We start from the raw sequence: 24,213 nt of genomic DNA, 5'->3' as shown, positions 1-24,213 counted from the left end.
TGGAGGGTCATGAAAGCCACGTTGAAGATCGATCCCGCGTTCACGGTGGGACCGGTGCGCCGGCGCACCTTCGGCTCCTTCGTCGAGCACCTCGGGCGCTGCGTCTACACGGGAATCTACGAGCCCGGTCACCCCACGGCGGACGACGAGGGCTTCCGCGGCGACGTGCTGGAGCTCGTCCGTGAGATGGGCGTGTCCACCGTGCGCTACCCCGGCGGGAACTTCGTCTCCGGGTACCGCTGGGAGGACGGCATCGGCCCGGTCGAGGACCGCCCCAAGAGGTTGGATCTCGCCTGGCACAGCCTTGAGCCCAACGAGGTCGGGACCGACGAGTTCATGTCCTGGGCGAAGAAGGCCGAGATCGAGCCCATGATGGCGATCAACCTCGGCACCCGTGGCGTCCTCGAGGCGATGGACGTCCTCGAGTACTGCAACGTGCCGGGCGGCTCTGACTGGGCTGAACAGCGCAGGGCCAACGGCGCCGAGGATCCGTACCGGGTCAAGATGTGGTGCCTCGGCAACGAGATGGACGGCCCGTGGCAGATGGGCCACAAGACGGCGCACGAGTACGGCCGTATCGCCGCCGAGGCCGCGCGCGCCATGCGCATGATCGATCCCGACCTGGAACTGGTGGCCTGCGGATCCTCGAGCCGCAGCATGCCAACGTTCGGCGAATGGGAACGCACGGTCCTCACCGAGGCGTACGACCAGGTGGACATGATCTCCGCCCACGCCTACTACTGGGAGAAGGACTCCGGGCTCCAGGAGTTCCTGGTGAGCGCCGAGGACATGGACCGTTTCATCAACCAGGTGGGCGCCACCATCGATTCGGTCGCCACGGCCAAGAAGACCGACAAGAAGATCGGGATCTCCTTCGACGAGTGGAACGTCTGGTACCTCGACAGGGATCCGTCGAAGCCGCCGTCGGGAGACGACTGGCCCGTCGCTCCGCGGCTGCTGGAGGACAACTACTCCGTGGCCGATGCCGTGGTGGTGGGCAACCTGTTGATCTCGCTCCTGCGCCACACCGACCGGGTCTGGTCCGCCAACCAGGCGCAGTTGGTCAACGTCATCGCCCCGATCATGGCGGAGCCGGGAGGACCGGTCTGGAAGCAGACCACCTTCCACCCCTTCGCCCTGACCTCGGCCCACGCCAAGGGTGACGTCCTCCGCGTGATCATCGACGGCCCCATCATCGAGAGCGAGCAGTTCGGCACCGTTCAGGCTGTGGACGCCGTCGCCACCTGGGCCGACGACAATGCGGCCATCTTCGTCGTCAACCGGCACACCACCGAATCGGTGCCGGCCGAGATCGAGATCCCCGCAGGCTGCACCATCAAGGAGGCCGTGACCCTGCACCATGAGGATCACAACTGGAAGGCCAGCGCGGAGGACGATTCGAGCGTGGGCGTCACGTCGAACGACACCGCCCAGCTGGAGGGATCGACGCTCACCGTCACGCTCCCACCCATCTCCTGGACGATGATCACCCTCTCCACCAACTGAGCACCTCGGGCCCGGCAACCCCGGGCCCCCCGAAAGTTTCAGTAACAATCCAGGAACTTTTCGCCGCAAATGGTTGACCGGTCACAGTGGCGACGGTTAGCCTCTGAACAGTTAGTTGTCATTCAAAACAAATAGGGTCACGTGGACAGTGTTGTCACGCGCCGGCGGCCCTAACCTCGTGCTTTCATGACGGTGGGTGGACTGTAGCGGCCTGAGATGGCGAAAGTGCCCCTGACTTGGGATGATGTGACTTGTCTAGAGAAACATCGACCAAGAAGAGGAGCACCTTCGAGGTGAAGAGTACCGGCTCCTATCCCAGGGTCCATGTCGACACCGCCAAGGTCACCGCGGTCGGCCAGGCCGGCGGGATCCTGCTGACCGAAACCATCAGGGCGGCCGGCCTCGACCACGCCCTGTCGGAGGCGCTGTCCCGGTGGCGGAAGCCGTTGGCTGTCCATGACCCGGGCAAGATCATCTGCGACTTGGCGATGTCGCTGGTGCTCGGCGGTGAAGCGTTGAGCGACCTCGCTACTCTCCGCGCCGAACCGGGGATCTACGGCCCGGTGGCATCGGACCCGACCGTGTCCCGCCTCATCGCCGCCTTGGCCGAGGACGCGGACAAGGCCATCAAGGCGATCGCCGGAGCCAGGCAACAGGCCCGCGCCAAGGTCTGGACCCTGGCCGGTCACCATGCCCCCGACCATGTGGCGACTGCCGAGGATCCTGTGGTGGTCGATCTCGACGCGTCCCTGATCACCGCACACTCGGAGAAACAGCAGGCGGCGCCCACGTTCAAACGAGGATTCGGGTTCCACCCCTTGATGGCGTTCGCCGACCACGGCCCCGAAGGCACCGGTGAAGCCCTCGTGATCCACCTCCGGCCCGGTAACGCCGGCTCGAACACCGCCACCGATCACATCACCGTCACCAAGCAGGCGTTGGCGCAGCTCCCCGACCGCAGCCCTCGCCCGGGGCGCAGGGTCCTGGTCCGCGCGGACGGCGCCGGCGGCACGAAGGACTTCACCGCCTGGCTCGCTCAGCATCGGGTGTCGTATTCGGTGGGATTCACGCTCCCACTCGACACCCCCGCCCTCTACCAGCAGGTCCCCGACTGGGTCTGGGTCCCCGCCCTCGACACCGACAACCAGGCACGGGAAGGGGCCGATCTAGCCGACTTCACCGGCCTGCTCAACCTCGACGGCTGGCCTACCGGGATGCGGGTCATCGTCCGCCGCGAACGCCCTCACCCCGGCGCTCAGCTGCGCTTCGATGACGTCGACGGCTACCGACTCACCGCCTTCGTCACCAACACCACCACCGGCACCCTGCAGCAGCTCGAGTTGCGGCATCGTCGCCGCGCCCGCTGCGAAGACCGCATCCGGATCGCGAAAGACACAGGACTGGCCAACCTGCCCCTGCATGGGTTCGACCAGAATCGGATCTGGTGCCAGATCGTCGCACTCGCCTCCGAGTTGCAGGCCTGGAGCGGGATGCTCGCGCTCGCCGGCCATGAAGCCCGCCGTTGGGAGCCGAAACGGCTGCGCTACCGGCTCTACACCATCCCCGCGACGCTCGCCAGAAGAGCCCGCCGCGTCGTCCTCCACCTCACCGAGCAATCCCCTTGGGCCGAGCTGATCGTCGACAGCATCGGCCGACTCCGAAACCTACCGGCACCCGCCACCTGACCCTCGGGCCTCCACACGTCCCACCGAATCTCGAAGCTCTCGGCCTGGAACCCCGCACCGCAGACGTCACGCGGGGTCTTGTCACACCCACCTGCAAGAATCAGAACAACCTCGACGCCACCGGCGCCGACCAGCCCCACACAGGACGGTCATGAAGGATCGAGGCTAGTGCGGTTGCGCCGCGTCGAGGGGCAGGTCCGAGGGATCGCGAAGATGGTCGAGGAGGACAAGTACTGCATCGATATCCTCACGCAGGTCTCGGCCGCTTCCCGCGCCCTGCAGTCCTTCGCGCTGCGACTGCTCGATGAGCACATGGCCCACTGCTTGGTGGAGGCCGCCCGCGCCGGCGGCGAGGAGGAGGAGACAAAACTGAAGGAGGCCTCCGACGCCATCGCCCGGCTAGTGCGTAGCTGACCGCACCCGGGCCACTCCTTGTCGGCCGCGCCCACTGCTCTGGCTGAGGGTGCCCACTTCAGTGAAGGTGTGGCCTCGGTGCTGTAGTGATGCGGCCAGGCGTCAAATCGAATCGTCAGCCTCGGATGTCGGGCCCTGCATAGGTCTATTCCCAAAGGCGTCGACCCGCCCAGTCATCGCGGCGCAACACCTTGTGCACCGTCCGACGGTTTGAGTGCCCGGCCGCGTGGCGACCCGCAGCGGAGCAGGCGACCGACAGCGCATCGAAGCACGCAAGAAAGACCGCGGACGTGCACAATGACGCGGACATGCTGTTCGCGCAAGACCATCTACCGACAGGCCGGGTAGCTCGTGTCAACATCGGCGAACCATGCGCGCCGCCGCAGCATGACCCCGCAGCTGCGTCTTCACGCCAGCGGTGCGCAGGCGCCTGGAGTATGGCCACCTCGGTCGGGCTCTTTTGTGCCTGCACAGGGCCCTCTTCCACGTTGGTATCGGATCACTCCCTGAAGGCCGCCGGCCGTCCGGGCCGAGGTCGATCAATCGACCCTTCGCGAACAAGCCGTGGGATCAGCCGGCAAAGGGGGCCCTAGCTCGGGAGGGAGATCCGAACCCCCCCTTGACCCCGGAACGGACACCGGGTAGAGGTTATGACTGATGATTGTCAACGAGAGGAAGCTATGAGCACGCCAGAGCACCATAAGGGGCACGGCGGGGCGAAGCCAGATGGAAGCGACCCCGCTGACCACCACGCCGCCCACGCCAGCCAGACCACCCACGGGCAAGCGATGTCGGCCGGGGGCGGACAGGTTACTGACCCGCTGACCGCTGCCAGCGACCATGGGCACGAGCACGACCACTCCGATGCCGGCAGCCATGAGCCTCACGCCGGACACGGCGCTCATGATGGGCATGGAGGTCACGGAGGCCATGGCGACCATGTGGCGATGTTTAGGCGCCTGTTCTGGATCATGCTGGCCTTGGCGGTGCCCACGGTACTGCTCAACGGCATGTTCGCCGACCTGCTCGGCTACTCACTGCCTGACATCCCGTGGATCGCGTGGGTCTCCCCGGTCCTCGGCACCGTGATCTACGTGTGGGGCGGGCGTCCCTTCCTCACCGGGGCCGTCGACGAACTGCGCGCCCGCCAGCCGGGCATGATGCTGCTGATCGGGATGGCGATCACGGTAGCGTTCGTCGCCTCACTCGGGGCGAGCCTGGGGATCTTCTCCCACGAGCTCGACTTTTGGTGGGAGCTCGCGCTCTTGGTCGTCATCATGCTGCTCGGGCACTGGCTGGAGATGCGCTCCCTCGCGCAGACCACCTCCGCGCTCGACTCCCTCGCCGCGCTCCTGCCCGACGAGGCCGAGCGCATGGAGGGTGACCAGATTGTCACCGTCGCCCCCGCTGACCTTCGTCTAGGTGACGTCGTCATCGTCCGTCCGGGCGGGCGTGTGCCCGCCGACGGTGAGGTCGTCGACGGCGGCGCGGATGTTGATGAGTCGATGATCACCGGTGAGTCCAAGCCGGTGCTGCGCGCCGTCGGCGACCACGTCGTGGCCGGTACCGTGGCCACGGACAACGCACTACGGGTGCGGGTGTCCGCCGTTGGTGAAGACACCGCTCTGGCCGGTATCCAGCGTCTGGTCGCCGAGGCGCAGGCCTCCACCAGCCGGGCCCAGCTTCTGGCGGACAAGGCCGCGGGCTGGCTGTTCTGGTACGCGGTGATCGCCGCGATCATCACCGCGCTCGTGTGGGTGTGGCTGGGGGTGCCCGAGAGTGCCCTCGTGCGGGCGATCACCGTCTTGGTCATCGCCTGCCCCCACGCCTTGGGCCTGGCGATCCCGCTGGTCGTGTCCATCTCCACCGAGCGCGCCGCCCGCGGCGGAGTGCTGATCAAGGACCGCGCCGCGATGGAGCGCATGCGCGTGGTGGACACCGTGCTGTTCGACAAGACCGGCACGCTGACCAAGGGCGAGCCCGCACTCACCGACATCACCGCCACCGGTGGGTACGAGGTCGACGACCTGTTGCGTCTCGCGGCCGCTGCGGAGACCGAGAGCGAGCACCCGCTGGCGCGTGCGATCGTGGCCGCGGCCGAGGACCGAGGACTGCAGGTGCCCCCGGCCACCGACTTCCGTGCCGCAACGGCTGTCGGGGTGCGCGCTACCGTCGAGGGTCACGAGGTCCAGGTTGGTGGCCCCGCCCTGCTCGCCCAGCAGTCCGCTGAGCCGTTGCGGGCCAGCTCGCCGTGGTCGGAGGCCGGCGCTACCGTCCTGCACGTCCTGATCGACGGAAAGATGGCCGGGGCGGTGGCGCTGGCCGACGAGATCCGCGAAGAGTCCCGCCAGGCGGTCGAGGCCCTGCACCAGCTGGGTATCCGGGTCGTGATGATCACCGGTGACGCCGAGCCGGTGGCCCGTACGGTGGCTGCCGACTTGGGCATCGACCAAGTCTTCGCCCAGGTCCGACCCGAGGACAAGAGCGACAAGGTCCTTGAGCTGCAGCACCATGGGCGCATCGTGGCGATGGTCGGCGATGGCGTCAACGACGCCCCGGCGTTGGCCCAGGCCGACGTGGGGATAGCCATCGGGGCTGGCACCGACGTGGCCATCGGCTCGGCCGGCGTCATCCTGGTGTCGGACGACCCCCGCTCGGTGCTGTCGGTGATCCAACTCTCGCGCGCCAGCTACCGGAAGATGAAGCAGAACCTGTGGTGGGCCGCGGGGTACAACATCGCCGCCGTCCCGTTGGCCGCAGGAGTGTTGGCGCCGATCGGGTTCATCCTGCCGATGTCGGTGGGGGCCATCCTGATGTCCCTGTCGACCATCGTGGTGGCGCTCAACGCCCAGCTACTGCGCCGCCTGGACCTCAGCCCCGAGGCCAGCACCGCCGCCGCGCACGGCGCCCCCACGGTCCCCTCTGCCGGTGACGCCGCCCCTGAGCGAGGTGAGGCCGTGGCCGCAGCGCACCGCCACTGACTCAGCCGTGGCGAGCGGGCGGCACCTATGGGGGCCTCCATGGCCGTCACGAGTGCGCCAGACACCCCACCTTGCGTACAGGTGTTGCGCGAGCGCCCGATCTTCCCGGCTGTTGAGGCACGGGAGGTCGGGCGCTGTCGCACGCGTGCGTGCGGCCTCGCGACGGCACGAGGCGGAAGTCGATCCGTTCACCACCTGATCCGGCTCGCGGGCAACGCGTATCGGCGGGTCGATCTTGATCGAAACTTGGCCGTGCGCGGCCTGAGACTTGATGCGGCCCGGTGAGACTAGGAATCGGTCGCGCGACTGCGCGCCCTTCGATTCGACGATGGGAGTCGACTGTGTGGCCTGAATTGTTTTCCGTGTTCGGTGTGGGTATCCAGTCCTACGGACTCAGCAAGGCACTCGCGCTCCTGGTTGGTGCGTACCTGCTCGGCCGCGCCTTCGCCCGGATCGGCTACGACAAGGAAGTCGCCCACTCCCTCGCACTGTGGGCCACAGTATGGGGCTTCGTCGGCGCCAAGGTGTATTTCATCCTGGCCAACCTCGAGCACCTGTCGTGGCACATGCTCGGCGGTTCCGGCTTCGTCTGGTACGGCGGCCTCATCGGCGGAACGGTCGCTGTGATCGTGATGACGCGGCGACACAAGTTGTCGCTGTCGCGCGTAGCGGGCGCGATGGCCGCACCGTTGTCGGTGGCCTACGGCATCGGCCGGATCGGCTGCTTCCTCGCAGGTGATGGCACGTACGGCAAACCCACGGACCTGCCGTGGGGCATGGCGTTCCCCAACGGCGCAATACCCATCGACGTGCCTGTGCACCCGGTCCCGTTGTACGAGGCGCTCGGCGCATTCGTGATTGCCTGGATCCTCTGGTCGCTGCGGCGGCGTTTCGAGCCGCTTGCGGTGTTCGGCCTCTACCTGACACTGAGCGGCGCGGCGAGATCCCTGATGGAGATCGTTCGCATCAACGAGCGCGTCCTGTTCGGACTCACGGAGGCGCAGCTGTTCGGCATCCTGAGTGTCGTCGGTGGGACGCTGCTCATCGGCCGCTCGCTCACGCGTCCACAGCCAGCAATGCCCGCAACCGACACGACAGTCGAGGCACCGGTAGACGTGCCGCTCGAGCCGGTTGGACGGTGAACGGATGACCGACACGACGGTCGATCACGTCTCCGCCGCTGTCACAACGGCGTGCAGGCAGACCGCTCGCGGGAGATGGGGCACCATCTGGGCGGGCACGAGAGCTACCTCCGGCGCACTCATGGGGCTCGCGCCGCATGTGCTACATCACATCGGCTTCCTCGCGGGCGCCGCGCTACTGACCGGCTTCCTCGGAAACACGGTCCTGTATGCCGCGGGCCTCCTGCTCAGCATCCCGATGTTGCGTCGACTCGGCCGACGCTTCGGCACCTGGAAAGCACCTGCCATCGGGGTGGTCGCTTTCACTTCGCTGTTCGCGGTCTCGGCATTCGTCATTGGACCACTATTCAACCCGACCGTGTCGGTCGAGGCCCGGGTCGTGCCGGCAGGAGCCGAGGGCACGGGCGATCACACCGGACACCACGGATAACCACTAGGAGAGGAACGAGAATGAACAACCAACCACACGGGAGCGGCAGCGGCGGCTGCTGCGGCCACCACGGCAGCCATCACAACCAAGGGGCTGCCCACGACCACCATGGCGGCGTGGTCACGGGACCCGGGGACGAAGTGGTGATCTGCGCGGTCCGGGGGAACCAGACGCCGCGTTCCGCGGCAGAGGACGCGGGGCTGTTCCGGGATCACGCCGACCGGCGGTACTACTTCTGTTGCGATCATTGCGCGGAACTGTTCGACGGCGATCCCAACGCCTATCAGGCCGCCGGTGCCTACCGAGTCCACTGAGGAAACCCGGCACCGCTCCATCACCGCAAGGCCCGTCTCGCCAGGAGGCGGGCCCCGGTCCTCCGTGTAGGTCGCTCAACTGAAGAGTTGTCAGCGGCCACGCGAGCCTTTTGACGCGGCACACCTCGAGCTGATTTGCACGAGTAGGTCTCAGCCGGACCGCGCGGTTCGCGGCCGCCTCCAGACAGCGCGGCCTTTGTTGTCGCGAACACCACCGACGGCGCCGTGTACCCAACTTCCGACCGAACCTGGAACTTCAACACGGTTCAAGGCTCTCGACGACAGGGCTGCGTCCTTGAGCGAGCCCCCGGCTGCTGTCGAACATCGTGGTCATAGAGGCGATAGGTGAAAGAGGGCAACCGAAAGCGGCCCGTCCCCTGTGCGGGGACGGGCCATTTTCTTCACCTGCTCATGCAGTGACGTATTTGGTTGGGTCAGATTTGAAGGTGACGGCGCACTGTTGCGAGCAGAAGTAGTAGTGGTTACCTTCGTACTCCATGGAGGCGGCTTCGGATCCAACTTGCACGCTCATTCCACAGACGAGGTCGACGGCTTTGGGGTTGGTGTCCATCATCACGGATGTTCCTTCCGGTTGTCGGGGACTCGGTTGTCCACCCAACGTTACGCCTGACCGATGAGTCCGTTCGGTACTGGCCGGTTAACCGTGGCCCTCGGCCTGGTGGCCTTCGATATCGCGCAGGACGACGCCGGAGCGGTGATGGGACTGGTGATGACCATCAAGATGGTCGCCTACGCCGGGGTCGTGCTGCTCGCCTCGGCCGTCCTGGCCCGCGTGCCGCGCAAACCCCTGCTCATCACGGCCGATCTGGTGCGCGCCGCCGTCGCCCTTCCTGCCATTCGTCAGTGAACCATGGCAGATCTACCTCCTCATCTTCCTTCTGCAGGCAGCATCCGCAACGTTCACACCAGCATTCAAGGCGCTCATCCCGTCCGTGCTCCCCGGCGAACATGAGTACACTCGGGCACTCTCGCTGGCGCGGTTGGCTCACGGCATGGAGGCTCTCGTCAGCCCGATGGTCGCCGCTGCGCTGCTGGCGGTCCTCGGCTACCAGAACATCTTCGTGGGCACGGTTGTACGGTTCATCGGCTCCGCCTCCCTGGTCGCTGTCAGCACGCTACCTTGCATCGAACCACCGCCCGCCTCGCCGTTTGTGGATCGCCTCACCAGTGGGGCCCGACAGTTTTGGTCCTGTTCGGGCTCGCGCCCCGCAGCGGCGATACTCGCCGTACTGGGAGTGATGGGCCTAGTGATGACGCGCGTGGCCTGGCGAGGCGAACCGCGACGGGCAAGCGCAGACTCTCCGTCAGCGCGCCGCTGACCATGCCCCCGAGTATCCCTCCACCAAGACTGACGAGACGGGCGATCGCTTGGGACGCCTCTTGATAGGAGCTGATCCCTGGTCAGTGGCGTTCTCCGTGGTGTACGAGCAGGGAATCGATCATCGCCGCGCACAGACTTGTCCCGTTGCAACTCGGGCACCTGGTAGAGGTTCCCCATCGCGGCAGTGGCGTGGCCGAAACGGCGTTGCACCTCTCGATCGATCATGCCGGCCTGCTTCACCAGTGTGGCTTGCGACGTCAACTTGAGTCGGCGGGCGGGGCTCTATCGGTGCTTCGTGGCGGAGGCGTCGGTGGGAATGAGTCGGCCTAGGCCGGGCAAGAACCAGCCCACCGTTTGGGCGTCGCTGATGTAGGCGCGGCCTTGAGTGACGCGCGGGTAGGGCTCTTCGAGGAGGCGCACTTGGATTTCGACGGCGAGGGGCAGAACCAGGAAAGCCGCGGCCGAGACCGTCGGAGCAAAGAGCGCTAGGTCCAGGAGCGCGATCAGCATGGCGGCGAAGATCGGGTGCGGACCACAGCGAATGCGCCTGAGGTGACGAGCCGGTGTGCTCGTTGGCGTCAACGCCGATCCTCCACGAGGCGCCCATGCCAGCCTGAGCAGCCAGGATGCCGACGGCGGCGACGGCCGGCCGGACCGGTCCAGCGAATACCGGTGGGCAGAGCCATTGCGGCGGTGGTGGCGGTCAGAGCAAGCGTGTGAGCTGCGGCGCCGAACACAAGGGCCGCGGCAAAGAGGATTCCACCCCACCGCTCAGCCGATCCTGCCGCGCCGGTCGGGTCCTGGAAAGCCGGTAGTTCCAGTGCGACGATGGTGGAGCCAGGAGCGCACCCCGAACGCAGTCACCAGTCCGGTTAGGTAAAAGGGACAGTGCCACGACGGCGGCGGCCGTATCGATGGTCATCGGGGTCCCCCTCTTGCTCGATCATTCTCGATGCTAGCATCGTCGCATGACGATGTTAACGGGATCCGCGGATGGGTCTTTGGTCGATGGGCTGCCGGTTGCGGCGGCGTTGTTCCACGGTTTGTCTGATCCGTCGAGGTTGGCTATTTTGCAGCACCTGACGCTGGGAGAGCATCGGGTGCGTGACTTGACTGAGCATCTGGGGTTGGCGCAGTCGACTGTCAGTGGGCATTTGGCGTGTTTGCGGGAGTGCGGTTTGGTGGAGTCGAGGCCGGAAGGGAGAGCTTCGGTGTTCTCGTTGACGAACGCGCCGGAGGTCTTGGGTGTGCTGGCGGCGGCGGAGCGTCTGCTGGAGGCTACCGGTCAAGGGGTGGCGTTGTGCCCGAACTACGGCGTGGGCACCGTGACCACTCCGAGTGTCGGGCAGTTGAAGAGCCATGACGCTCAGGGGGTCGCGCGATGACCGACCGTGAGGATCACGCTTTGCTCGAGAGCGCCTGCGGTTGTGAGTCGCCGGCGCCTGCCAAGCCCGGAAGTGGTGGTGCTGGCGAGGGTGTGGAGCGGTGGTGGCAGATCCGGGATATCCAGTTCGGGTTGGTCTCGGGGGCTTTCCTGTTGGCCGGGTTCTTGTGCAGCCAGTTCGGCTGGGAAACCGTTGCGCTGATCCTGAGCGTTGTCGCGTTGGTGGTGGGGGCGTCCACGTTCGTCCCGGGGGCGATGAGGAAGCTTGTTCGGGGCAAGGTCGGTGTCGGTCTCCTGATGACGATCGGTGCGGTCGGCGCGACGCTGCTGGGGCAGGTCGAGGAGGCGGCCATGCTGGCCTTCCTGTTCTCGCTGGCCGAGGGCCTGGAGGACTACTCGTTCGCCAAGACCCGTCATGGGCTACGCGCCCTGCTCGACCTCGTCCCGCGCGAAGCTACGGTCCGGCGTGGGGGGCGCGATGTTGTGGTCGGTGTCGGCGACCTGGTGGTCGGTGACCTGCTGATCGTGAAGCCGGGCGAGCGGCTCGCCACGGACGGGACAGTCCGCGCGGGCCGCACGGCGTTGGACACGTCGGTGATCACTGGCGAGTCGATGCCGGTCGAGGTGGGGCCAGGCCGGGAAGTGTTTGCCGGTTCGATCAACGGCTCGGGTGCGCTGGAGGTGGAAGTCACCGCCGATGCGCGGGACAATTCGCTGGCACGGATCGTGCACATCGTCGAGGCGGAACAGTCCCGCAAGGGTGACACCCAACGCTTGGCTGACCGGATCGCCAAGCCACTGGTGCCCGGCATCCTGGTCGCTGCGACACTCACCGCCGTGATCGGTTCCTTGCTGGGGGATCCTTCCGTGTGGCTTGCGCGGGCGTTGGTGATGGTGGTGGCCGCCTCGCCGTGTGCGTTGGCGATCTCCGTTCCTGTAACGGTGGTGGCCTCCATCGGTGCCGCGAGCCGGCGCGGCATCCTGGTCAAGGGCGGAGCGGCCATGGAGACCCTCGGCCGGGTGCGGACCGTCGCCCTGGACAAGACCGGCACCCTCACCCGCAACCAGCCGGCCGTGATCGACGTCGTCGCCGTCCCCGGCTACTCCCGGGGCGATGTCCTGAAGCGCGCGGCCGCGCTTGAGGCTCGGAGCGAGCATCCGCTGGCTCGGGCGATCCTCGCCGAGGTCGACGACGTGGGAGTCGCGGAGGAGGTCTCCGCTGAGGTTGGGGCAGGGCTGACCGGCAGGGTCGATGGCCGTGAGGTGCGGTTGGGTCGTCCCGGTTGGATTGATCCCGAGCCGGTGTCCGACGACGTGGCGCGGATGCAGCAGGCGGGAGCGACGGCCGTACTGGTCGAGGTCGAGGGACGCGTGGTGGGGGCGATCGCCGTGCGCGATGAGCTGCGACCCGAGGCGTCCGAGGTGATGGCGCAGTTGCGATCCGCTGGATACACGGTCGCGATGCTCACCGGTGACAACGAACTCACCGCCCGTGCGCTGGCCCGCGAGGCGGGAATCGGGCAGGTGCATGCCGAGCTGCGGCCCGAGGACAAGTCGGCCGCCATCGAGCGTCTCGGCCGCTCGGGTCAGGCCACGGCAATGGTCGGCGATGGCGTCAACGACGCCCCCGCGTTGGCCACGGCTGATCTCGGGGTGGCGATGGGAGCGATGGGCACCGACGTGGCCATCGAGACCGCGGACGTCGCCCTCATGGGCGATGACCTGCGGCTCCTCCCGCAAGCCTTCGATCACGCTCGTCGGACCCGCCGGATCATGCTGCAAAACGTCATCCTGTCGATCGCGCTGATCGCTATCCTCATTCCCTTGGCATTGTTCGGGGTCCTCGGTCTGGCGGCCGTCGTCCTCGTCCACGAACTGGCCGAGGTCATCGTCATCGGCAATGGCATGCGCGCTAGTCGCGGCACCGCTTTCCCACCGCTCGTAGCCCCACGCCGAACTCCTGCGACTGAGGCGGTTTCGGTATGAGCGGGGGCCACGACCACAGCCATAACCTCGGTCCGGATCACAGGAAGCCACTGGCCGTAGTCCTCGGGATCACTGTCACGGTGATGCTGGTGGAAGTCGTCGGGGCGGCCGTCACGGGGAGCTTGGCCCTGCTCGCCGATGCCGGCCACATGCTGACCGACGTGGCCGGGCTCACGATGGCGCTGGTAGCGGCAGCCCTGAGCCGTCGACCACCCACGCCGAGCCGAACATGGGGGTTTCTGCGGGTGGAGATTCTCAGCGCGGCAGCGCAAGCCTTGCTGCTATTCGGCGTGGGGATATTCATCCTCATCGAGGCGGTACGTCGCCTGCTCGAACCTCCGGGAGTGGCGACGACTGGAATGATCGTGTTCGGGTTGATCGGACTCGGCGGCAACATCATGGGGATCCTGATCCTGTACCGATCGCGGCAGACGAACCTGAATATGCGAGCCGCCTTCCTCGAGGTCGTCAACGATGCACTCGGATCGGTGGCCGTCCTGGCAGCCGCGGTCGTGATAGCCACGACAGGCTTCGAGCGTGCTGACGCCATCGCCTCGCTGATCGTGGTTGCGCTGATCGTTCCCCGGACCGTCCGCATCGGCCGGGACGCACTCCATGTGCTGCTGGAATCGACCCCGCCAGGGGTGGACCTGGCTGCGGTACGAACCAGCATCCAAGGCCTGGCCCACGTGCATGACGTCCACGACCTGCACGCCACCCAGATCGCCACAGGGGTTCCCGTGCTCACCGCGCACGTGGTAGTCGACGACTCCTGCTTCCACGACGGCCACCTCATGCAGATGCTCGACCAAGTCCAAACCGAACTTCGAGAAGCCTTCGCCATCGAGCACACCACCATCCAATTCGAGGCCGTGACCCACTCCGCGCACGAGTACGCAACCCACGGCTGACGCCACTATCGCGCCGCGAACCCAGGGGTCTGCTGCGCACGCAGGTGACAGCCGAATGTATGGACCGTTTGTTCCCGTTGGAAGTTACGGGCGGGGTCGACTTGGATTGCGGGACCTCTTTAGTGCGGTCCTTCGAAGTCTCGCGTTCGTAGAGACCAGCCCCTCTGGCGGGACCGTCAGCCGGCGAGCATCTCCTGCATCTCGGTGATCTCGGCCTCCTGATCGGAGATGATCTTCTCGGCGAGGGCGAGAGCTTCGGGATTCTCACCGTCGGCGAGTTCGGCCTCGGCCATCTCCACCGCGCCTTGGTGGTGGGCGATCATGCCCTCGAGGAAGGCGGCGTCGAACTCCTCGCCGGAAAGGCCCTCGAGATGCGTCATCATCTCCTCTTGGCTCATGCCGTTCATGTCCATGCCATCCATGTCCATGCCACCGTGATCCATCGGTTCAACGTCCACGCCCCACACCTCCAGCCAGGCGGTCATCTTCTCGATCTCGGGGCCCTGCGCCTGCGCGATCCGCTCGGCGAGCTCGACGACGTCGGGGTTCTCGGCCTTGTCGATGGCCAGTTCGGCCATTTCGATGGCGCCCTCGTGGTGAACGATCATCATCTCGGCGAAGGTGGTGTCGGCGTCGTTGTGGGCCTCGGAGGCTTGCGCATCGGTGGTGGCGGGCGCCGTGGCCGCCGGGGTCGCCGACGCGGTGGTGGGTTCGGTCTCCGATTCCGCGCAGCCTGCGAGGGAAGCGGCCGCGAGCAGCGCGCCGAGCGTCGTGGCGAGGAGCTTTTTGCGTGACATGGTCGATCTCCGTTTCCGCGGGGCTGGGAAACCCGCGATGTCCAAGGTAGGAAGGTGCGGGCGAAGGAACCGTTCAGAAATGGTCAAGAAACGGTCAAGACAGCGGCCGGTCCGGTCCGGCCGTGGCGGGCAGGACGAGCGTGAAGGTGGTTCCTCCTCCGGGCCCGGGGCTTGTGACGGTGAGCGAACCCCCGTGCGCTCGGGCCAGGCTGCGGGAGATGGTGAGGCCGATGCCGGAGCCGCCGGCGTCCCAGGCTCGGGACGTGTCGGTGCGGTAGAACCTGTCGAATACCTGGTCGCGTTGATCGGCCGTCAGTCCGTCCCCCGTGTCCGTGACCGTGATCCGGGTCTCGGCGCGCACCGTCTGCGCGTCGACCGCGACGCGCCCCCCGGCGGGGGTATGTCGCAGCGCGTTCTCGAGGAGGTTGCCGAGTATCTGGCCAACGCGTTGGGTGTCGGCGACGACGATGCCGCCGTCGGCCGTGCCCGCGAGTTCCACATCCTTCGCCGTGTAGCGGGGCCGGAACGTGGCGACCGCCTGCTCGACGAGCAGCGCTACGGGCACGGGATGCCGGTCGAGCTCGAACCGGCCTTCCTCGGCGCGGGAGACGTCGTTGAGGTCGTTGGCGATCCGCTGCAGCCGTGCCGCCTGTTGGGCCAACAGTTCGTGGCCCTCGCGGTCCCAGGGGACGAGTCCGTCACCGATGGCCTCGAGTTCGGCGGTCAGGGTCGACAGTGGTGTGCGCAGTTCGTGGGCGACGTCGGACAGCAGTCTTCTTCGGCTCTCTTCGGTTGCGTCGAGCCGCTGCGCCATGCCGTTGAAGGCTTCCGCGACGGCGTCGAATTCGGGACTTCCCGTGCCCACCGGCACCCTCGCGACGTAGGCGCCGGACTCCAGACGTCTGGCTGCCGAGGTCAGTTCGTCGAGGGGCCGCCGGAGCCGTCGTGTCTCCCACCAGGCAAGCAGCGTCGCCAGACCGACCGCGACGACGAGTCCCGCGCCCAGCGAGCGGACGCCCGCATCGAGGAACGCCTGTTCGACGTGCGCCATCTCGGCCGAGCCGCCGGTATGGCCGAGTTCCAGCAGGTGCTCGTGGAAGAGCGGCGGGCCGACGACGAGCGCGACGATCCCCGCAGACAGCACACTGGCGGCGACGACCAGCGCGAACGCTAGGAAGGTTCGCGTTCCCCACGCGATGCCGCGACGCTCCGCGGCGGCCATCAGCCCTGTCCCATCCGGTAACCCACACCACGCACGGTGAGGATGTAGCGCGGCTCGGCTGGGGGATCGTCGAGCTTCTTGCGGAGGTTGGCGACGTGGACATCGACGACGTGCTCGTCGCCCACCCAGCCCGGTCCCCACACCTCGTCGATGATCTGGCGACGGCTGAGCGCGAGGTTGGGGCTGGCGGACAGCGCGTCGAGGATGTCGAACTCTGTGCGCGTGAGGACGACTGGTTCGTCGCCCAGCCACGCATCGCGGCCGCCGGCGTCGATGCGCAGCAGCCCGACCTCGCGCGCGGCGTGCACCGCGGGGGGATGCGTCCGGCGACGGGGACGGCGCAACATCGCCTGCACCCGCGCGACCAGTTCCCGCGGGCTGAAGGGTTTGGTGATGTAGTCGTCGGCGCCAACGGACAGGCCGATCACTTTGTCCATCTCATCCACGCGCGCGGTCAGCATAATGATGTAGCAGTCGGAGAAGGTCCTGATCCGGCGACAGACCTCGACGCCGTCCATGCCGGGCAGCCCGAGGTCGAGGATCACCACCTCCGGGTCCAGTTCCTCGGCGAGGCGGACCCCGTCGGGCCCGGCGTAGGCCTCGGCCGTCTGGAACTGCGCCTGTCGGAGGTAGGACGCGACGATGCCCGCCAGGGGGCGTTCGTCGTCGATGATCAGGGCCTTCGCCGGTGCGGTGTCTGTCATGCGGCCAGTATTGCCGCACGTCGTAGTCGTACCGGACACTGGTGGTGCGGTAGCGGAATTCTTGGCCGAATCTTGACCGGTGTTGGATCTCGTCTGAACACAAGGGCGAGAGTCTGGCAATCGTGAACGAGACCCTCCAGACTGCCCTCGTCGGCAGCCCGACGACGACCCGACCACGGATGACCCTGGTCACCGCGCCCGCCTGCCACTTCTGTGAGGACGCCCACGAGCGACTCGGCGTACTTGAGAGCCGCGGCCTCCTCACCCTCACGCTCGTCGCGGCGGAGTCCCCCGACGGGCAGGCGCTCATCGGGAAACACCGCCCCGGCATGTTCCCCCTCATGATTCTGGACGGCAACTACTTCCACGACGGGCGGCTGCCGCGCGGCAAGCTGGCCCGACTCGTCCAGCAGCTGGAAGCCTCCTGATATGGGTGCCGACCTGCTGAGCGCCGGTGGCGTGCTCGCGGCGTTCCTCGCTGGCGGCGTGGCGTTGTTCGCGCCGTGCTGCATCGTGTTCCTTGCCCCCAGCTATCTTGCGGCCGCCGCCAAGAACCGTCGCTGGCGGCTGCTGCCGCTGACGTTCGTGTTTGCCGCGGGTCTCGCGCTCGTCCTCGTTCCGATCACGATGGGCGTGAGCTTGATCGCCGGCGCGATCGCGAAGTACCACGTCGTTCTCTACTGGGCCGGTGGGCTTCTGATGATCGGGCTCGGGCTGCTGGCGCTGTCGGGGGCGATGTGGTCCATGCCGTCGTTCCTCAGGGCGCCGGACACCGCGCGTAACGACACCGCAACGTTCTTCAGCCTCGGCGTGTTCTCGGGTATCGCGTCGAGTTGTTGCGCGCCGGTGCTCGTCGGCGTGATGACGCTGTCCGCGCTCTCCGGCTCCGCGGTCGGCGGCTTGGTCCTCGGCCTCGCTTACGTCTTCGGCATGGTTATCCCGCTGTTCGTGATGGCGCTGCTGTGGGACAAGCGGCCCGATGGGATGCGCGGAGCCCTCCGGGCCAGGCCGGTCCGGTTCCGACTTGGCCGCTTCACCCTCGCGACGAACACCGTCAACCTGGTCGTCGCCGTCGGCTTCGTCATCATGGGCATCGCGGTCATCGCGCAGGCCGGCGCGACCGAGATGACCGGTGCCGATGCCCCGCTCGTCGGCATGGGCGCCTGGCTGGGCGAGGTCTTCGCCTGGCTGCTCGTTGTGACTGCCCCGATCCCCGAATTCGTACTCGGTATCGCTCTGCTCGCACTGGTCGCGGTCTTCGTCCTGGTGACGCTCCGGGACAAGACTCGTGGCCCCAAGTCGGTCACTTCCACTGGTGAAGGTGGCAACGAATGCTGCAGCACCGACTCCGATGGCCACCACACCGAGGTGCCCGCCGGCACCGCGATCCCGAAAGAACCGAAATGACGCAGACGAAACATCGCCCAGATGGCCTCTCCGCACGGGCGCGCGTGCGCGCTGAGCAGCAACAGGACCAGGTGCGGGCCAAACGCAACCGGACGATCCGACGCGCCCTTGGCGCACTGGTGCTCGTGGTGATCCTCGGTGTCACCGGCTATGGACTCTGGTCCGCGCGACCCGTGGAAGACGCCACCGACGTGGTGGCACCGGACTTCACCCTCCCAACAACCGACGGCCAAACCGTCAGCCTGAGCGCATTGCGGGGTGGGCCGGTCATCCTCTACTTCAACGAAGGCGCCGGCTGCGCGTCGTGCACCGCGCAGATGCGGGAAATCGAGAAGTTTGCCGGGATCGAGGAGGCCGGCATCACGGTGCTGCCGATCGTCATGAATACCGCCGAACAGATCCGCCCGGATCTGGAGTACTTCGGCGTCACCACACCGTATCTGCTCGACGACGGCACCGTCTCGGCTGCCTATGACGTGCTCGGTAAGGGCATGCACGAGGGTCTACCGGGACACGGGTTCGTCCTCATCGATCCTGAAGGAGTGCAGCGTTGGTCGGGCGATTATCCGTCGATGTGGCTGGAGCCGAGTGCGCTCCTGGATGAGGCGGAGCGGCGTCTCAACCTCCTCAAATGAAGACACCTATCGTTGCACGGAGACCGCCAGCAAAGCGTCGAGAGGCCGGTCCCGCCTCAACCTCGCCCTGGTCTCGCGCTCACAGACGCACCAGAGGCCCTGTGCGGCCACCGACAGGAGAATCATTGGGGCAGCGACGCGGTCAGGCCGCCGCGCTCAGCCCTCTGGACATCTCCGTTGTGCTGGCTCCTCGTACCCCGGCACGGGGCGAGCGGCGGCCTCCTCGACGGTGGCGGCGATGCCGTTCTCCTCGATGTCCTTGATCAGCCAGTCCATCTCGAAGATCTCGCGACGTTGCGCCTCGCTGATCTCGACGGCGAGCTCGCAGACCCGGGCATCTTCGATCCCGGCCCGCTCCGACCGTGTGATCGCGAGCGAGTGGTGGGGAATCATGCCGCGCATGAAGGCCTGGTCGTCGACTGTCATCTGACTGCGGTCGAGGAAGGCACCGCCTCCGAGCAGCAGCAGGCTCACCACCACGATGATGATGTTCGCCTTGGCGTTCTTGTACATGTTGAGCATCCAGGCGAGCATGACCAACCCCATCGCGCCGCCCATGGTGAGTGCCATGAAGATGCGGCTCTGGCTGAACCTGATGTGGCTCCACTCCCACGAGCCGACGAACATGGTGAAGTACATCACCACCATGCCGGTCAGGATCATGGCCCCGAACCGGAGATACATCTTCTTCTCGTGGTGGGATTTCGAATCGTGGTTGACGTCGTTGTTCTGTCGTTCGTCGCGTTTGGGGGACATGCTGAGCGATCCTTCCCGTCGTCTCGCTCAGCACTCTAGACCTGGAAAGGTTCGGTCGGGATCCTGCCGCTAAGTGGCGGCCCGGTGGGGGAGCATCCCAGTTGCTAGTCCGTCGAACTGAGGGGGGAGGCCAAGGCGTCCGGGCGATGTGTCAGGGGTGCTCTCGGAGCGGTGATTGCTGAACCCCTTCCGTTTGACGGTTCAGTGGCGGTGGCGGGAGCCGGGCATGCGATGCATGAACAGCATCATGCCCATGCAGACCAAGCCCACGATCAGGGTGCCGCCTCCCGCACCGCGGGTCAGTGACCATAGGCCCAGTGCCACCAAGGGGAGGCACATCAGGAGCATGTGCCAGTGGTGCCCGCGGTGGCGCGATGGGGATTGGCCGGGCTCGGCGTCGCTGCCGGTCGGATGAGGATGCTGGTCGGCGGTATCGGTGTGCGGGTAGCCATGGTGTGTCATGGGTTGGGTCCTTTCATGGAAGACTCAGGGGTGGACGGGCAGTTGCGCTCCGGTGCGCACTCGAGGACTTCGTCGGGCGGGAGGGGGCTGCGCAGGGTGCCTCATTGTGAGTTCGAAGCCCACGTTCCCCAGCCGCGCGCGCAGCTCTGAACCGGTCGCGGCGTCAGCCGGCGTGACGGTAAGGAGTGATTCGCCGGATGGGATGAGACTCATCTTGACGCGCCGGATGCCGGGCAAGGCCCGGACGGCCTCGAGCGCACTTACCAGGCAGCGGTTGCAGGTGAGTCCGCGTACCCCGTAGGTGGTCTGGTTCCTGTTCGTCATGTCCACACTCCAACTCGTCTGCTAGTTCCCATGATCAACCGGCGGTGTTGAGACTTGGTATGGCTGGGATCAAGTTCGCGACAAGACTGGCGCTCGCTGCGCCTGCTGGCTCGTTCTCCCTTCCCGCCGCGCCTGCCCACTTGGCGGGTCGGCCGCGTTGTGCCCCTCCGTTGGGGGTGAGCCGGTGCCGTCGGCAGCCGGTGCAGCGTTCGGGCACGGCGGGACGGGCGATACGGGGTGTTCCGGGAGTGTTGTTACCGCGTCACAGCGACGAGACGCGGCCGGCCGTCCTCCCTAACATCGGTCGACGTGGTGGAGTCGGTCACCACCCAGTCCATGGTTGAAGGATCCGCTTCGGCGCGGACCGCCGTGGTGGTGGGGGTTCCGGGAGGCGAGGCGCCTTCAGAGGGCGCTGTGCGGCTCGGTGGTGGTGGGGTGTGGCGGTCGTAGGGTGATCCACATCGCCGCCAGCACGGCGAGGAGCCCGAGCGCGGTCCACCCGCGCGGGCGTTCACCGAGCAGGGCGGCGGCCAGGACGATGCCCAGGATGGGGGTGAGGAAGGTCCAAGTGGTCAGGGTGTCCAGGCGGCTGTGGCGGGCCTCGGCGAACCACGCCACCGTGGTCGCCGCGGTGCCCACCAGCGCGAGGAACGCCAGCGACAGGACGAAGCGGGGGGTCCAGGCGATCACCGGTGCGCCCTCTGCGGCCGCTGCCAACACCACCAGCCCGGCTCCGCCGATCAGTAGGTGCCACGCGGTTGCCGTGACCAGGTCCAGCCCGGCCAGGCGGCGGGACAGCAGCGTGCCGGCGGTCACGGCCGCCGCCGAGAGCAGCGATAGGGTCGCGCCGCTACCCCCGCCGCCGGGTACCGCGACCAGGACGAGTCCGGCGAAGCCGACGACGAGGGCGGCCGTCGTCCGGGTGGAGAGCCGCTCGCCGTAGAGCCGCCAGGCCGGTAGGAGGATCAGGAGGGGTTGGGCGTTGGCGAGCACCGCGGCGGTGCCGGTCGCGCCACCAGCGACCCCGGCGAACATGGTGGCGAAGGCGAGGGTGACGTTGACCAGCCCGAGGACCGTGACCAGGCCCCAGGCACGTGCGCCGCGCGGGGGCGGGCGGTGCTGGATGGAGCCCAGGGCCAGCAGGGCGAGGCCGGCCACGAGGGCACGCAGTGCGGCGTACCACAGCAGCGGGGCGTCGCGCAGCCCCCATTCGATCACGACGAAGCACGCCCCCCAGGCGGCGGTGATCCACAGCATCCGCAACGGCTTCGGTCCCCGGGCCACCGCTCCGGCCGGCGCAGCGGTGGTGCCAACAGGGACGTCCACGCCATCCCCGTCAGCGGGTCCCGGCCGGGACCGGTATGATCGGCTCTTGGACCGCGCGCTGGGGCGCGCCCGGGGTTTGTTGCGCGGGCAACCTGAGCCGCTTGAGCAGCAGGGCGTTGAGCGTGACTATGACCGTGGAACCCGACATCGTCAGGGCCGCGATCTCCGGACGCAGCATTAGGCCGAAGGCGGGGTAGAACACCCCTGCAGCGATGGGCAGCGCGATGGCGTTGTACCCGATCGCCCAGGCCAGGTTCTGGCGTTCCTTCCGTACGGTGCCCTTGCCGATGCGCAGCGCGATGGGGACGTCCAAAGGATCGGAGCGCATCAGGACGAGGTCGGCGGTCTCGATCGCCACATCCGTGCCGGCTCCGATCGCGATGCCGATGTCGGCCTTGGCCAGCGCCGGGGCATCGTTGACGCCGTCACCCACCATCGCCACCGACTTCCCTGCCTGCTGGAGCTCGGCGATCTTGTCGGCCTTGTCCCCGGGCAGGACCTCAGCGATGACGGTGTCGATGCCGAGCTGCTCGGCGATGCGCAGTGCGGTGGCCTCGTTGTCGCCGGTGAGCATGACGACTTCGATCCCGGTCTCGTGCAGGGCCACGACGGCCGCGGCGGCTGTGTCTCGAGCCGCGTCGGCCAGCGCGATGACACCCACCGCGCGCCCGCCCACCGCCGCCAGCACCGCGGTGCGCCCGGACGCGGCCAACTCGTTCCGCCGCTCGGCCAGGTGCCCCAGGTCGACGTTCTCCGCGATCATGAGGCGCAGGTTTCCCACCAGGACTCGGCGCCCGTCAACCGTGGCCGTGGCACCGTGGCCCGGGACGTTGAGGAACTCGCTTGCGGCCAGTTCGGGCACGCCGCGCTCGGCGGCGTAGTTGTCGATCGCACGGGCGAGTGGGTGTTCAGACTCGCGTTCGACGGCGGCGACGAGGGCCAGCATCTCCTGCTCGCTCATGCCGGCGGTGATGATTTCGGTGACCTCCGGCTCGCCCTTGGTCAGGGTGCCGGTCTTGTCCATCACCACCGTGTCGATCCTCGCCGTGCCCTCCAGCGCGGTGGCGTTCTTGAACAGCACCCCCCGCTTGGCGCCGAGCCCTGTGCCGACCATGATCGCCATCGGTGTGGCCAGCCCCAGCGCGTCGGGGCAGGTGACCACCACGACGGTGATCGCGAACAGCATCGCGACAGGGACCCCGGCCCCGGCGAGCATCCACACGGTGAAGGTCACGGTGCCGCCGATGAGGGCGACGAACACCAACCAGAACGCGGCCCGGTCGGCGAGGCGTTGCCCGGGGGCCTTGGAGTTCTGTGCCTCTTGGACCATCTTCACGATCTGCGCTAGCGCAGTGTCCGCGCCGACCTTCGTGGCCCGTGCCCGCAAGGTGCCTGTGGTGTTGATCGAGGCGCCGATCACCTCCGCTCCGGGCGCCTTCTCGACCGGCATGGACTCTCCGGTCACCATCGACTCATCGACCTCGGACTCGCCCTCCTCCACGACTGCGTCGGTGGGGATCTTCGAGCCTGGCCGTACCAGCAGCAGATCGCCGACGACGACCTCGGCGGTGGGGACCTCCACGGGTTGGCCGTCACGAATCACCACGGCTTGGGAGGGGGCCAGCTGCAGCAGCGTGCGCACTGCGTCGTTCGCGCCGCCCCGGGCTCGCATCTCCAGCCAGTGCCCCAGCAGCACGAACGTCGTCAACACGGTGGCCGCCTCGTAGAAGACCTCACCACCGCCAGTGAGGGTGACCACCAGGCTGTAGAGCCAACCGGCCCCCACGGCGACCGCTACCAGGACCATCATGTCCAACGTCCTGGCCCGTAGCGCCCGGAAGGCGCCGTCGAAGAAGATCCACGCCGAGTAGAACACCACCGGCAGCGACAGGATCAAGGTGAAGACGTCGTCGCGCAGCCCGAACGCCAGCGGCGGGTTCAACCCCAGCACGTCACGCCCGAGCGGGGACCAGATCGTGATGGGGATCGCCAGGATCAAGGCAACCAGGAACCGGTTGCGCATGTCCCTGGCCATGTCCTCCATCGACCCACCATGACCGCCGTGGCCCATCGCTGCCTGCGCGGACCCGTCAGCCTCATCCTCACCGCCCCCGTGGCCGGTGTGCCCCGCGTGGCCATCGTGCCCGGCGTGGGCGTCGGTGGGGCCCGGTTCTTCCATGGGATGGCAGATGTGGCCCGGTACCGACTGTCCGGTGCAGTGGTAGCCGCAGTCGTTGACCCAGCCGACCAGCTGGGTGACCGAGGTCCTGTCCGGGTCGTAGGTGACCGTTGCGGTCTGGGAGACGGCGCTGGCCTCGACGGCCAGCACGCCGGGCAGCCCCAGTAACGTCTTCTTGATCACCGATTCGGAGGTGGCCCAGTGCAGGCCACCGGCCTCCAGGACCGTGGTTTGATTCTTCATGATCGGTTCCTTTTCCGGCCGCTTAGCCGATAGGTCTTGCGTCGGCGGGTTCGGCAGATGCCG

General features: G+C 67.2%; 22 protein-coding genes. 14 read left to right on the top strand and 8 right to left on the bottom strand.

The window, feature by feature from the left end; genetic code table 11:
• Window positions 1-9 precede the first annotated feature (9 nt).
• The 7 genes from arfA (at window position 10) to ACX1DX_RS10725 (ending at window position 8,472) form a co-directional block, all read left to right on the top strand.
• On the top strand, window positions 10-1,506 hold the full coding sequence (gene arfA / locus ACX1DX_RS10755; protein ID WP_182763072.1) for an arabinosylfuranosidase ArfA: 1,497 nt from the start codon (window positions 10-12) through the stop codon (window positions 1,504-1,506).
• A gap of 293 nt (window positions 1,507-1,799) precedes the next feature.
• Window positions 1,800-3,191, top strand: a complete 1,392-nt coding sequence (locus ACX1DX_RS10750) for an IS1380 family transposase (protein ID WP_459396604.1) — start codon at window positions 1,800-1,802, stop codon at window positions 3,189-3,191.
• A gap of 168 nt (window positions 3,192-3,359) precedes the next feature.
• Window positions 3,360-3,605 carry a metal-sensitive transcriptional regulator gene (locus ACX1DX_RS10745; protein ID WP_459396603.1) on the top strand — a complete coding sequence of 82 codons (246 nt, stop codon included), beginning with the start codon at window positions 3,360-3,362 and terminating at the stop codon, window positions 3,603-3,605.
• A gap of 947 nt (window positions 3,606-4,552) precedes the next feature.
• A complete protein-coding gene (locus ACX1DX_RS10740; RefSeq protein ID WP_459396602.1) occupies window positions 4,553-6,586 on the top strand; it encodes a heavy metal translocating P-type ATPase in 2,034 nt (677 codons plus the stop codon).
• Between the two features lie 281 nt (window positions 6,587-6,867).
• Window positions 6,868-7,728 (top strand): prolipoprotein diacylglyceryl transferase, encoded by an 861-nt coding sequence (locus ACX1DX_RS10735; RefSeq protein WP_459396601.1) that lies wholly within the window; start codon window positions 6,868-6,870, stop codon window positions 7,726-7,728.
• A gap of 4 nt (window positions 7,729-7,732) precedes the next feature.
• Window positions 7,733-8,158 carry a hypothetical protein gene (locus ACX1DX_RS10730; protein ID WP_459396600.1) on the top strand — a complete coding sequence of 142 codons (426 nt, stop codon included), beginning with the start codon at window positions 7,733-7,735 and terminating at the stop codon, window positions 8,156-8,158.
• A gap of 20 nt (window positions 8,159-8,178) precedes the next feature.
• Window positions 8,179-8,472, top strand: coding sequence for a hypothetical protein (locus tag ACX1DX_RS10725; RefSeq protein ID WP_459396599.1), 294 nt, complete (start codon window positions 8,179-8,181; stop codon window positions 8,470-8,472).
• 409 nt (window positions 8,473-8,881) lie between these two features.
• On the opposite strand, the gene ACX1DX_RS10720 is transcribed toward ACX1DX_RS10725, so the two are convergent.
• Window positions 8,882-9,046 (bottom strand): YHS domain-containing protein, encoded by a 165-nt coding sequence (locus ACX1DX_RS10720; RefSeq protein ID WP_459398210.1) that lies wholly within the window; start codon window positions 9,044-9,046, stop codon window positions 8,882-8,884.
• A 60-nt stretch (window positions 9,047-9,106) separates the two neighbouring features.
• Between ACX1DX_RS10720 and ACX1DX_RS10715 the strand changes: the two genes are divergently transcribed.
• A complete protein-coding gene (locus ACX1DX_RS10715; protein WP_459396598.1) occupies window positions 9,107-9,340 on the top strand; it encodes a hypothetical protein in 234 nt (77 codons plus the stop codon).
• A gap of 756 nt (window positions 9,341-10,096) precedes the next feature.
• On the opposite strand, the gene ACX1DX_RS10710 is transcribed toward ACX1DX_RS10715, so the two are convergent.
• A complete protein-coding gene (locus ACX1DX_RS10710) occupies window positions 10,097-10,324 on the bottom strand; it encodes a hypothetical protein (RefSeq protein WP_459396597.1) in 228 nt (75 codons plus the stop codon).
• A gap of 458 nt (window positions 10,325-10,782) precedes the next feature.
• Here ACX1DX_RS10710 and ACX1DX_RS10705 point away from each other — a divergent pair, with 458 nt between their 5' ends.
• Genes ACX1DX_RS10705 through ACX1DX_RS10695 form a run of 3 tightly spaced genes read left to right on the top strand, consistent with a single transcriptional unit; the run spans window position 10,783 to window position 14,095 of the window.
• Window positions 10,783-11,199, top strand: a complete 417-nt coding sequence (locus ACX1DX_RS10705) for an ArsR/SmtB family transcription factor (RefSeq protein ID WP_459396596.1) — start codon at window positions 10,783-10,785, stop codon at window positions 11,197-11,199.
• Window positions 11,196-13,184, top strand: a complete 1,989-nt coding sequence (locus ACX1DX_RS10700) for a heavy metal translocating P-type ATPase (RefSeq protein WP_459396595.1) — start codon at window positions 11,196-11,198, stop codon at window positions 13,182-13,184. Before ACX1DX_RS10705 ends, ACX1DX_RS10700 begins: the two co-directional genes overlap by 4 nt.
• Window positions 13,181-14,095, top strand: coding sequence for a cation diffusion facilitator family transporter (locus ACX1DX_RS10695; protein WP_459396594.1), 915 nt, complete (start codon window positions 13,181-13,183; stop codon window positions 14,093-14,095). Before ACX1DX_RS10700 ends, ACX1DX_RS10695 begins: the two co-directional genes overlap by 4 nt.
• Before the next feature lie 176 nt (window positions 14,096-14,271).
• On the opposite strand, the gene ACX1DX_RS10690 is transcribed toward ACX1DX_RS10695, so the two are convergent.
• From ACX1DX_RS10690 to ACX1DX_RS10680, 3 genes are all read right to left on the bottom strand, one after another.
• On the bottom strand, window positions 14,272-14,892 hold the full coding sequence (locus tag ACX1DX_RS10690) for a DUF305 domain-containing protein (RefSeq protein WP_459396593.1): 621 nt from the start codon (window positions 14,890-14,892) through the stop codon (window positions 14,272-14,274).
• A 94-nt stretch (window positions 14,893-14,986) separates the two neighbouring features.
• Window positions 14,987-16,114 carry a sensor histidine kinase gene (locus tag ACX1DX_RS10685; protein WP_459396592.1) on the bottom strand — a complete coding sequence of 376 codons (1,128 nt, stop codon included), beginning with the start codon at window positions 16,112-16,114 and terminating at the stop codon, window positions 14,987-14,989.
• Entirely contained in the window at window positions 16,114-16,818 is a 705-nt protein-coding gene (locus ACX1DX_RS10680; RefSeq protein ID WP_459396591.1) for a response regulator transcription factor, read from the bottom strand. Before ACX1DX_RS10680 ends, ACX1DX_RS10685 begins: the two co-directional genes overlap by 1 nt.
• 122 nt (window positions 16,819-16,940) lie before the next feature.
• Here ACX1DX_RS10680 and ACX1DX_RS10675 point away from each other — a divergent pair, with 122 nt between their 5' ends.
• From ACX1DX_RS10675 to ACX1DX_RS10665, 3 genes are read left to right on the top strand one after another with little or no spacing between them, the layout of a single operon-like run.
• Window positions 16,941-17,246: a glutaredoxin gene (locus ACX1DX_RS10675; protein WP_459396590.1), complete on the top strand. Its 306-nt coding sequence runs from the start codon at window positions 16,941-16,943 to the stop codon at window positions 17,244-17,246.
• A 1-nt stretch (window position 17,247) separates the two neighbouring features.
• Window positions 17,248-18,225: a cytochrome c biogenesis CcdA family protein gene (locus ACX1DX_RS10670; RefSeq protein ID WP_459396589.1), complete on the top strand. Its 978-nt coding sequence runs from the start codon at window positions 17,248-17,250 to the stop codon at window positions 18,223-18,225.
• On the top strand, window positions 18,222-18,860 hold the full coding sequence (locus ACX1DX_RS10665; protein WP_459396588.1) for a peroxiredoxin family protein: 639 nt from the start codon (window positions 18,222-18,224) through the stop codon (window positions 18,858-18,860). Before ACX1DX_RS10670 ends, ACX1DX_RS10665 begins: the two co-directional genes overlap by 4 nt.
• A 156-nt stretch (window positions 18,861-19,016) precedes the next feature.
• Here ACX1DX_RS10665 and ACX1DX_RS10660 read toward each other — a convergent pair whose 3' ends face one another.
• The 3 genes from ACX1DX_RS10660 to ACX1DX_RS10650 all read right to left on the bottom strand — a co-directional run bounded on the left by ACX1DX_RS10660 (window position 19,017) and on the right by ACX1DX_RS10650 (window position 24,150).
• Window positions 19,017-19,616, bottom strand: coding sequence for a DUF305 domain-containing protein (locus tag ACX1DX_RS10660; RefSeq protein ID WP_459396587.1), 600 nt, complete (start codon window positions 19,614-19,616; stop codon window positions 19,017-19,019).
• Between the two features lie 1,188 nt (window positions 19,617-20,804).
• Entirely contained in the window at window positions 20,805-21,728 is a 924-nt protein-coding gene (locus tag ACX1DX_RS10655; RefSeq protein ID WP_459396586.1) for a DMT family transporter, read from the bottom strand.
• Window positions 21,729-21,738: 10 nt separating this feature from the next.
• On the bottom strand, window positions 21,739-24,150 hold the full coding sequence (locus ACX1DX_RS10650; protein WP_459396585.1) for a heavy metal translocating P-type ATPase: 2,412 nt from the start codon (window positions 24,148-24,150) through the stop codon (window positions 21,739-21,741).
• Window positions 24,151-24,213 lie beyond the last annotated feature (63 nt).

The organism is Tessaracoccus zhenghani, assembly GCF_054552775.1.
Note: the sequence above shows the minus strand (reverse complement) of the source record. Positions and strands in the feature narration are given on the sequence as shown.

Bases quoted from the DNA above. Each gene is read 5' to 3' on its own strand.
- arfA (WP_182763072.1), top strand. From the start codon at position 10: ATGAAAGCCACGTTGAAGATCGATCCCGCGTTCACGGTGGGACCGGTG.
- ACX1DX_RS10740 (WP_459396602.1), top strand. From the start codon at position 4,553: ATGTTTAGGCGCCTGTTCTGGATCATGCTGGCCTTGGCGGTGCCCACG.
- ACX1DX_RS10730 (WP_459396600.1), top strand. From the start codon at position 7,733: ATGACCGACACGACGGTCGATCACGTCTCCGCCGCTGTCACAACGGCG.
- ACX1DX_RS10725 (WP_459396599.1), top strand. From the start codon at position 8,179: ATGAACAACCAACCACACGGGAGCGGCAGCGGCGGCTGCTGCGGCCAC.
- ACX1DX_RS10720 (WP_459398210.1), bottom strand. From the start codon at position 9,046: ATGATGGACACCAACCCCAAAGCCGTCGACCTCGTCTGTGGAATGAGC.
- ACX1DX_RS10715 (WP_459396598.1), top strand. From the start codon at position 9,107: ATGAGTCCGTTCGGTACTGGCCGGTTAACCGTGGCCCTCGGCCTGGTG.
- ACX1DX_RS10710 (WP_459396597.1), bottom strand. From the start codon at position 10,324: ATGCTGATCGCGCTCCTGGACCTAGCGCTCTTTGCTCCGACGGTCTCG.
- ACX1DX_RS10705 (WP_459396596.1), top strand. From the start codon at position 10,783: ATGACGATGTTAACGGGATCCGCGGATGGGTCTTTGGTCGATGGGCTG.
- ACX1DX_RS10700 (WP_459396595.1), top strand. From the start codon at position 11,196: ATGACCGACCGTGAGGATCACGCTTTGCTCGAGAGCGCCTGCGGTTGT.
- ACX1DX_RS10695 (WP_459396594.1), top strand. From the start codon at position 13,181: ATGAGCGGGGGCCACGACCACAGCCATAACCTCGGTCCGGATCACAGG.
- ACX1DX_RS10690 (WP_459396593.1), bottom strand. From the start codon at position 14,892: ATGTCACGCAAAAAGCTCCTCGCCACGACGCTCGGCGCGCTGCTCGCG.
- ACX1DX_RS10685 (WP_459396592.1), bottom strand. From the start codon at position 16,114: ATGGCCGCCGCGGAGCGTCGCGGCATCGCGTGGGGAACGCGAACCTTC.
- ACX1DX_RS10680 (WP_459396591.1), bottom strand. From the start codon at position 16,818: ATGACAGACACCGCACCGGCGAAGGCCCTGATCATCGACGACGAACGC.
- ACX1DX_RS10670 (WP_459396589.1), top strand. From the start codon at position 17,248: ATGGGTGCCGACCTGCTGAGCGCCGGTGGCGTGCTCGCGGCGTTCCTC.
- ACX1DX_RS10665 (WP_459396588.1), top strand. From the start codon at position 18,222: ATGACGCAGACGAAACATCGCCCAGATGGCCTCTCCGCACGGGCGCGC.
- ACX1DX_RS10660 (WP_459396587.1), bottom strand. From the start codon at position 19,616: ATGTCCCCCAAACGCGACGAACGACAGAACAACGACGTCAACCACGAT.
- ACX1DX_RS10650 (WP_459396585.1), bottom strand. From the start codon at position 24,150: ATGAAGAATCAAACCACGGTCCTGGAGGCCGGTGGCCTGCACTGGGCC.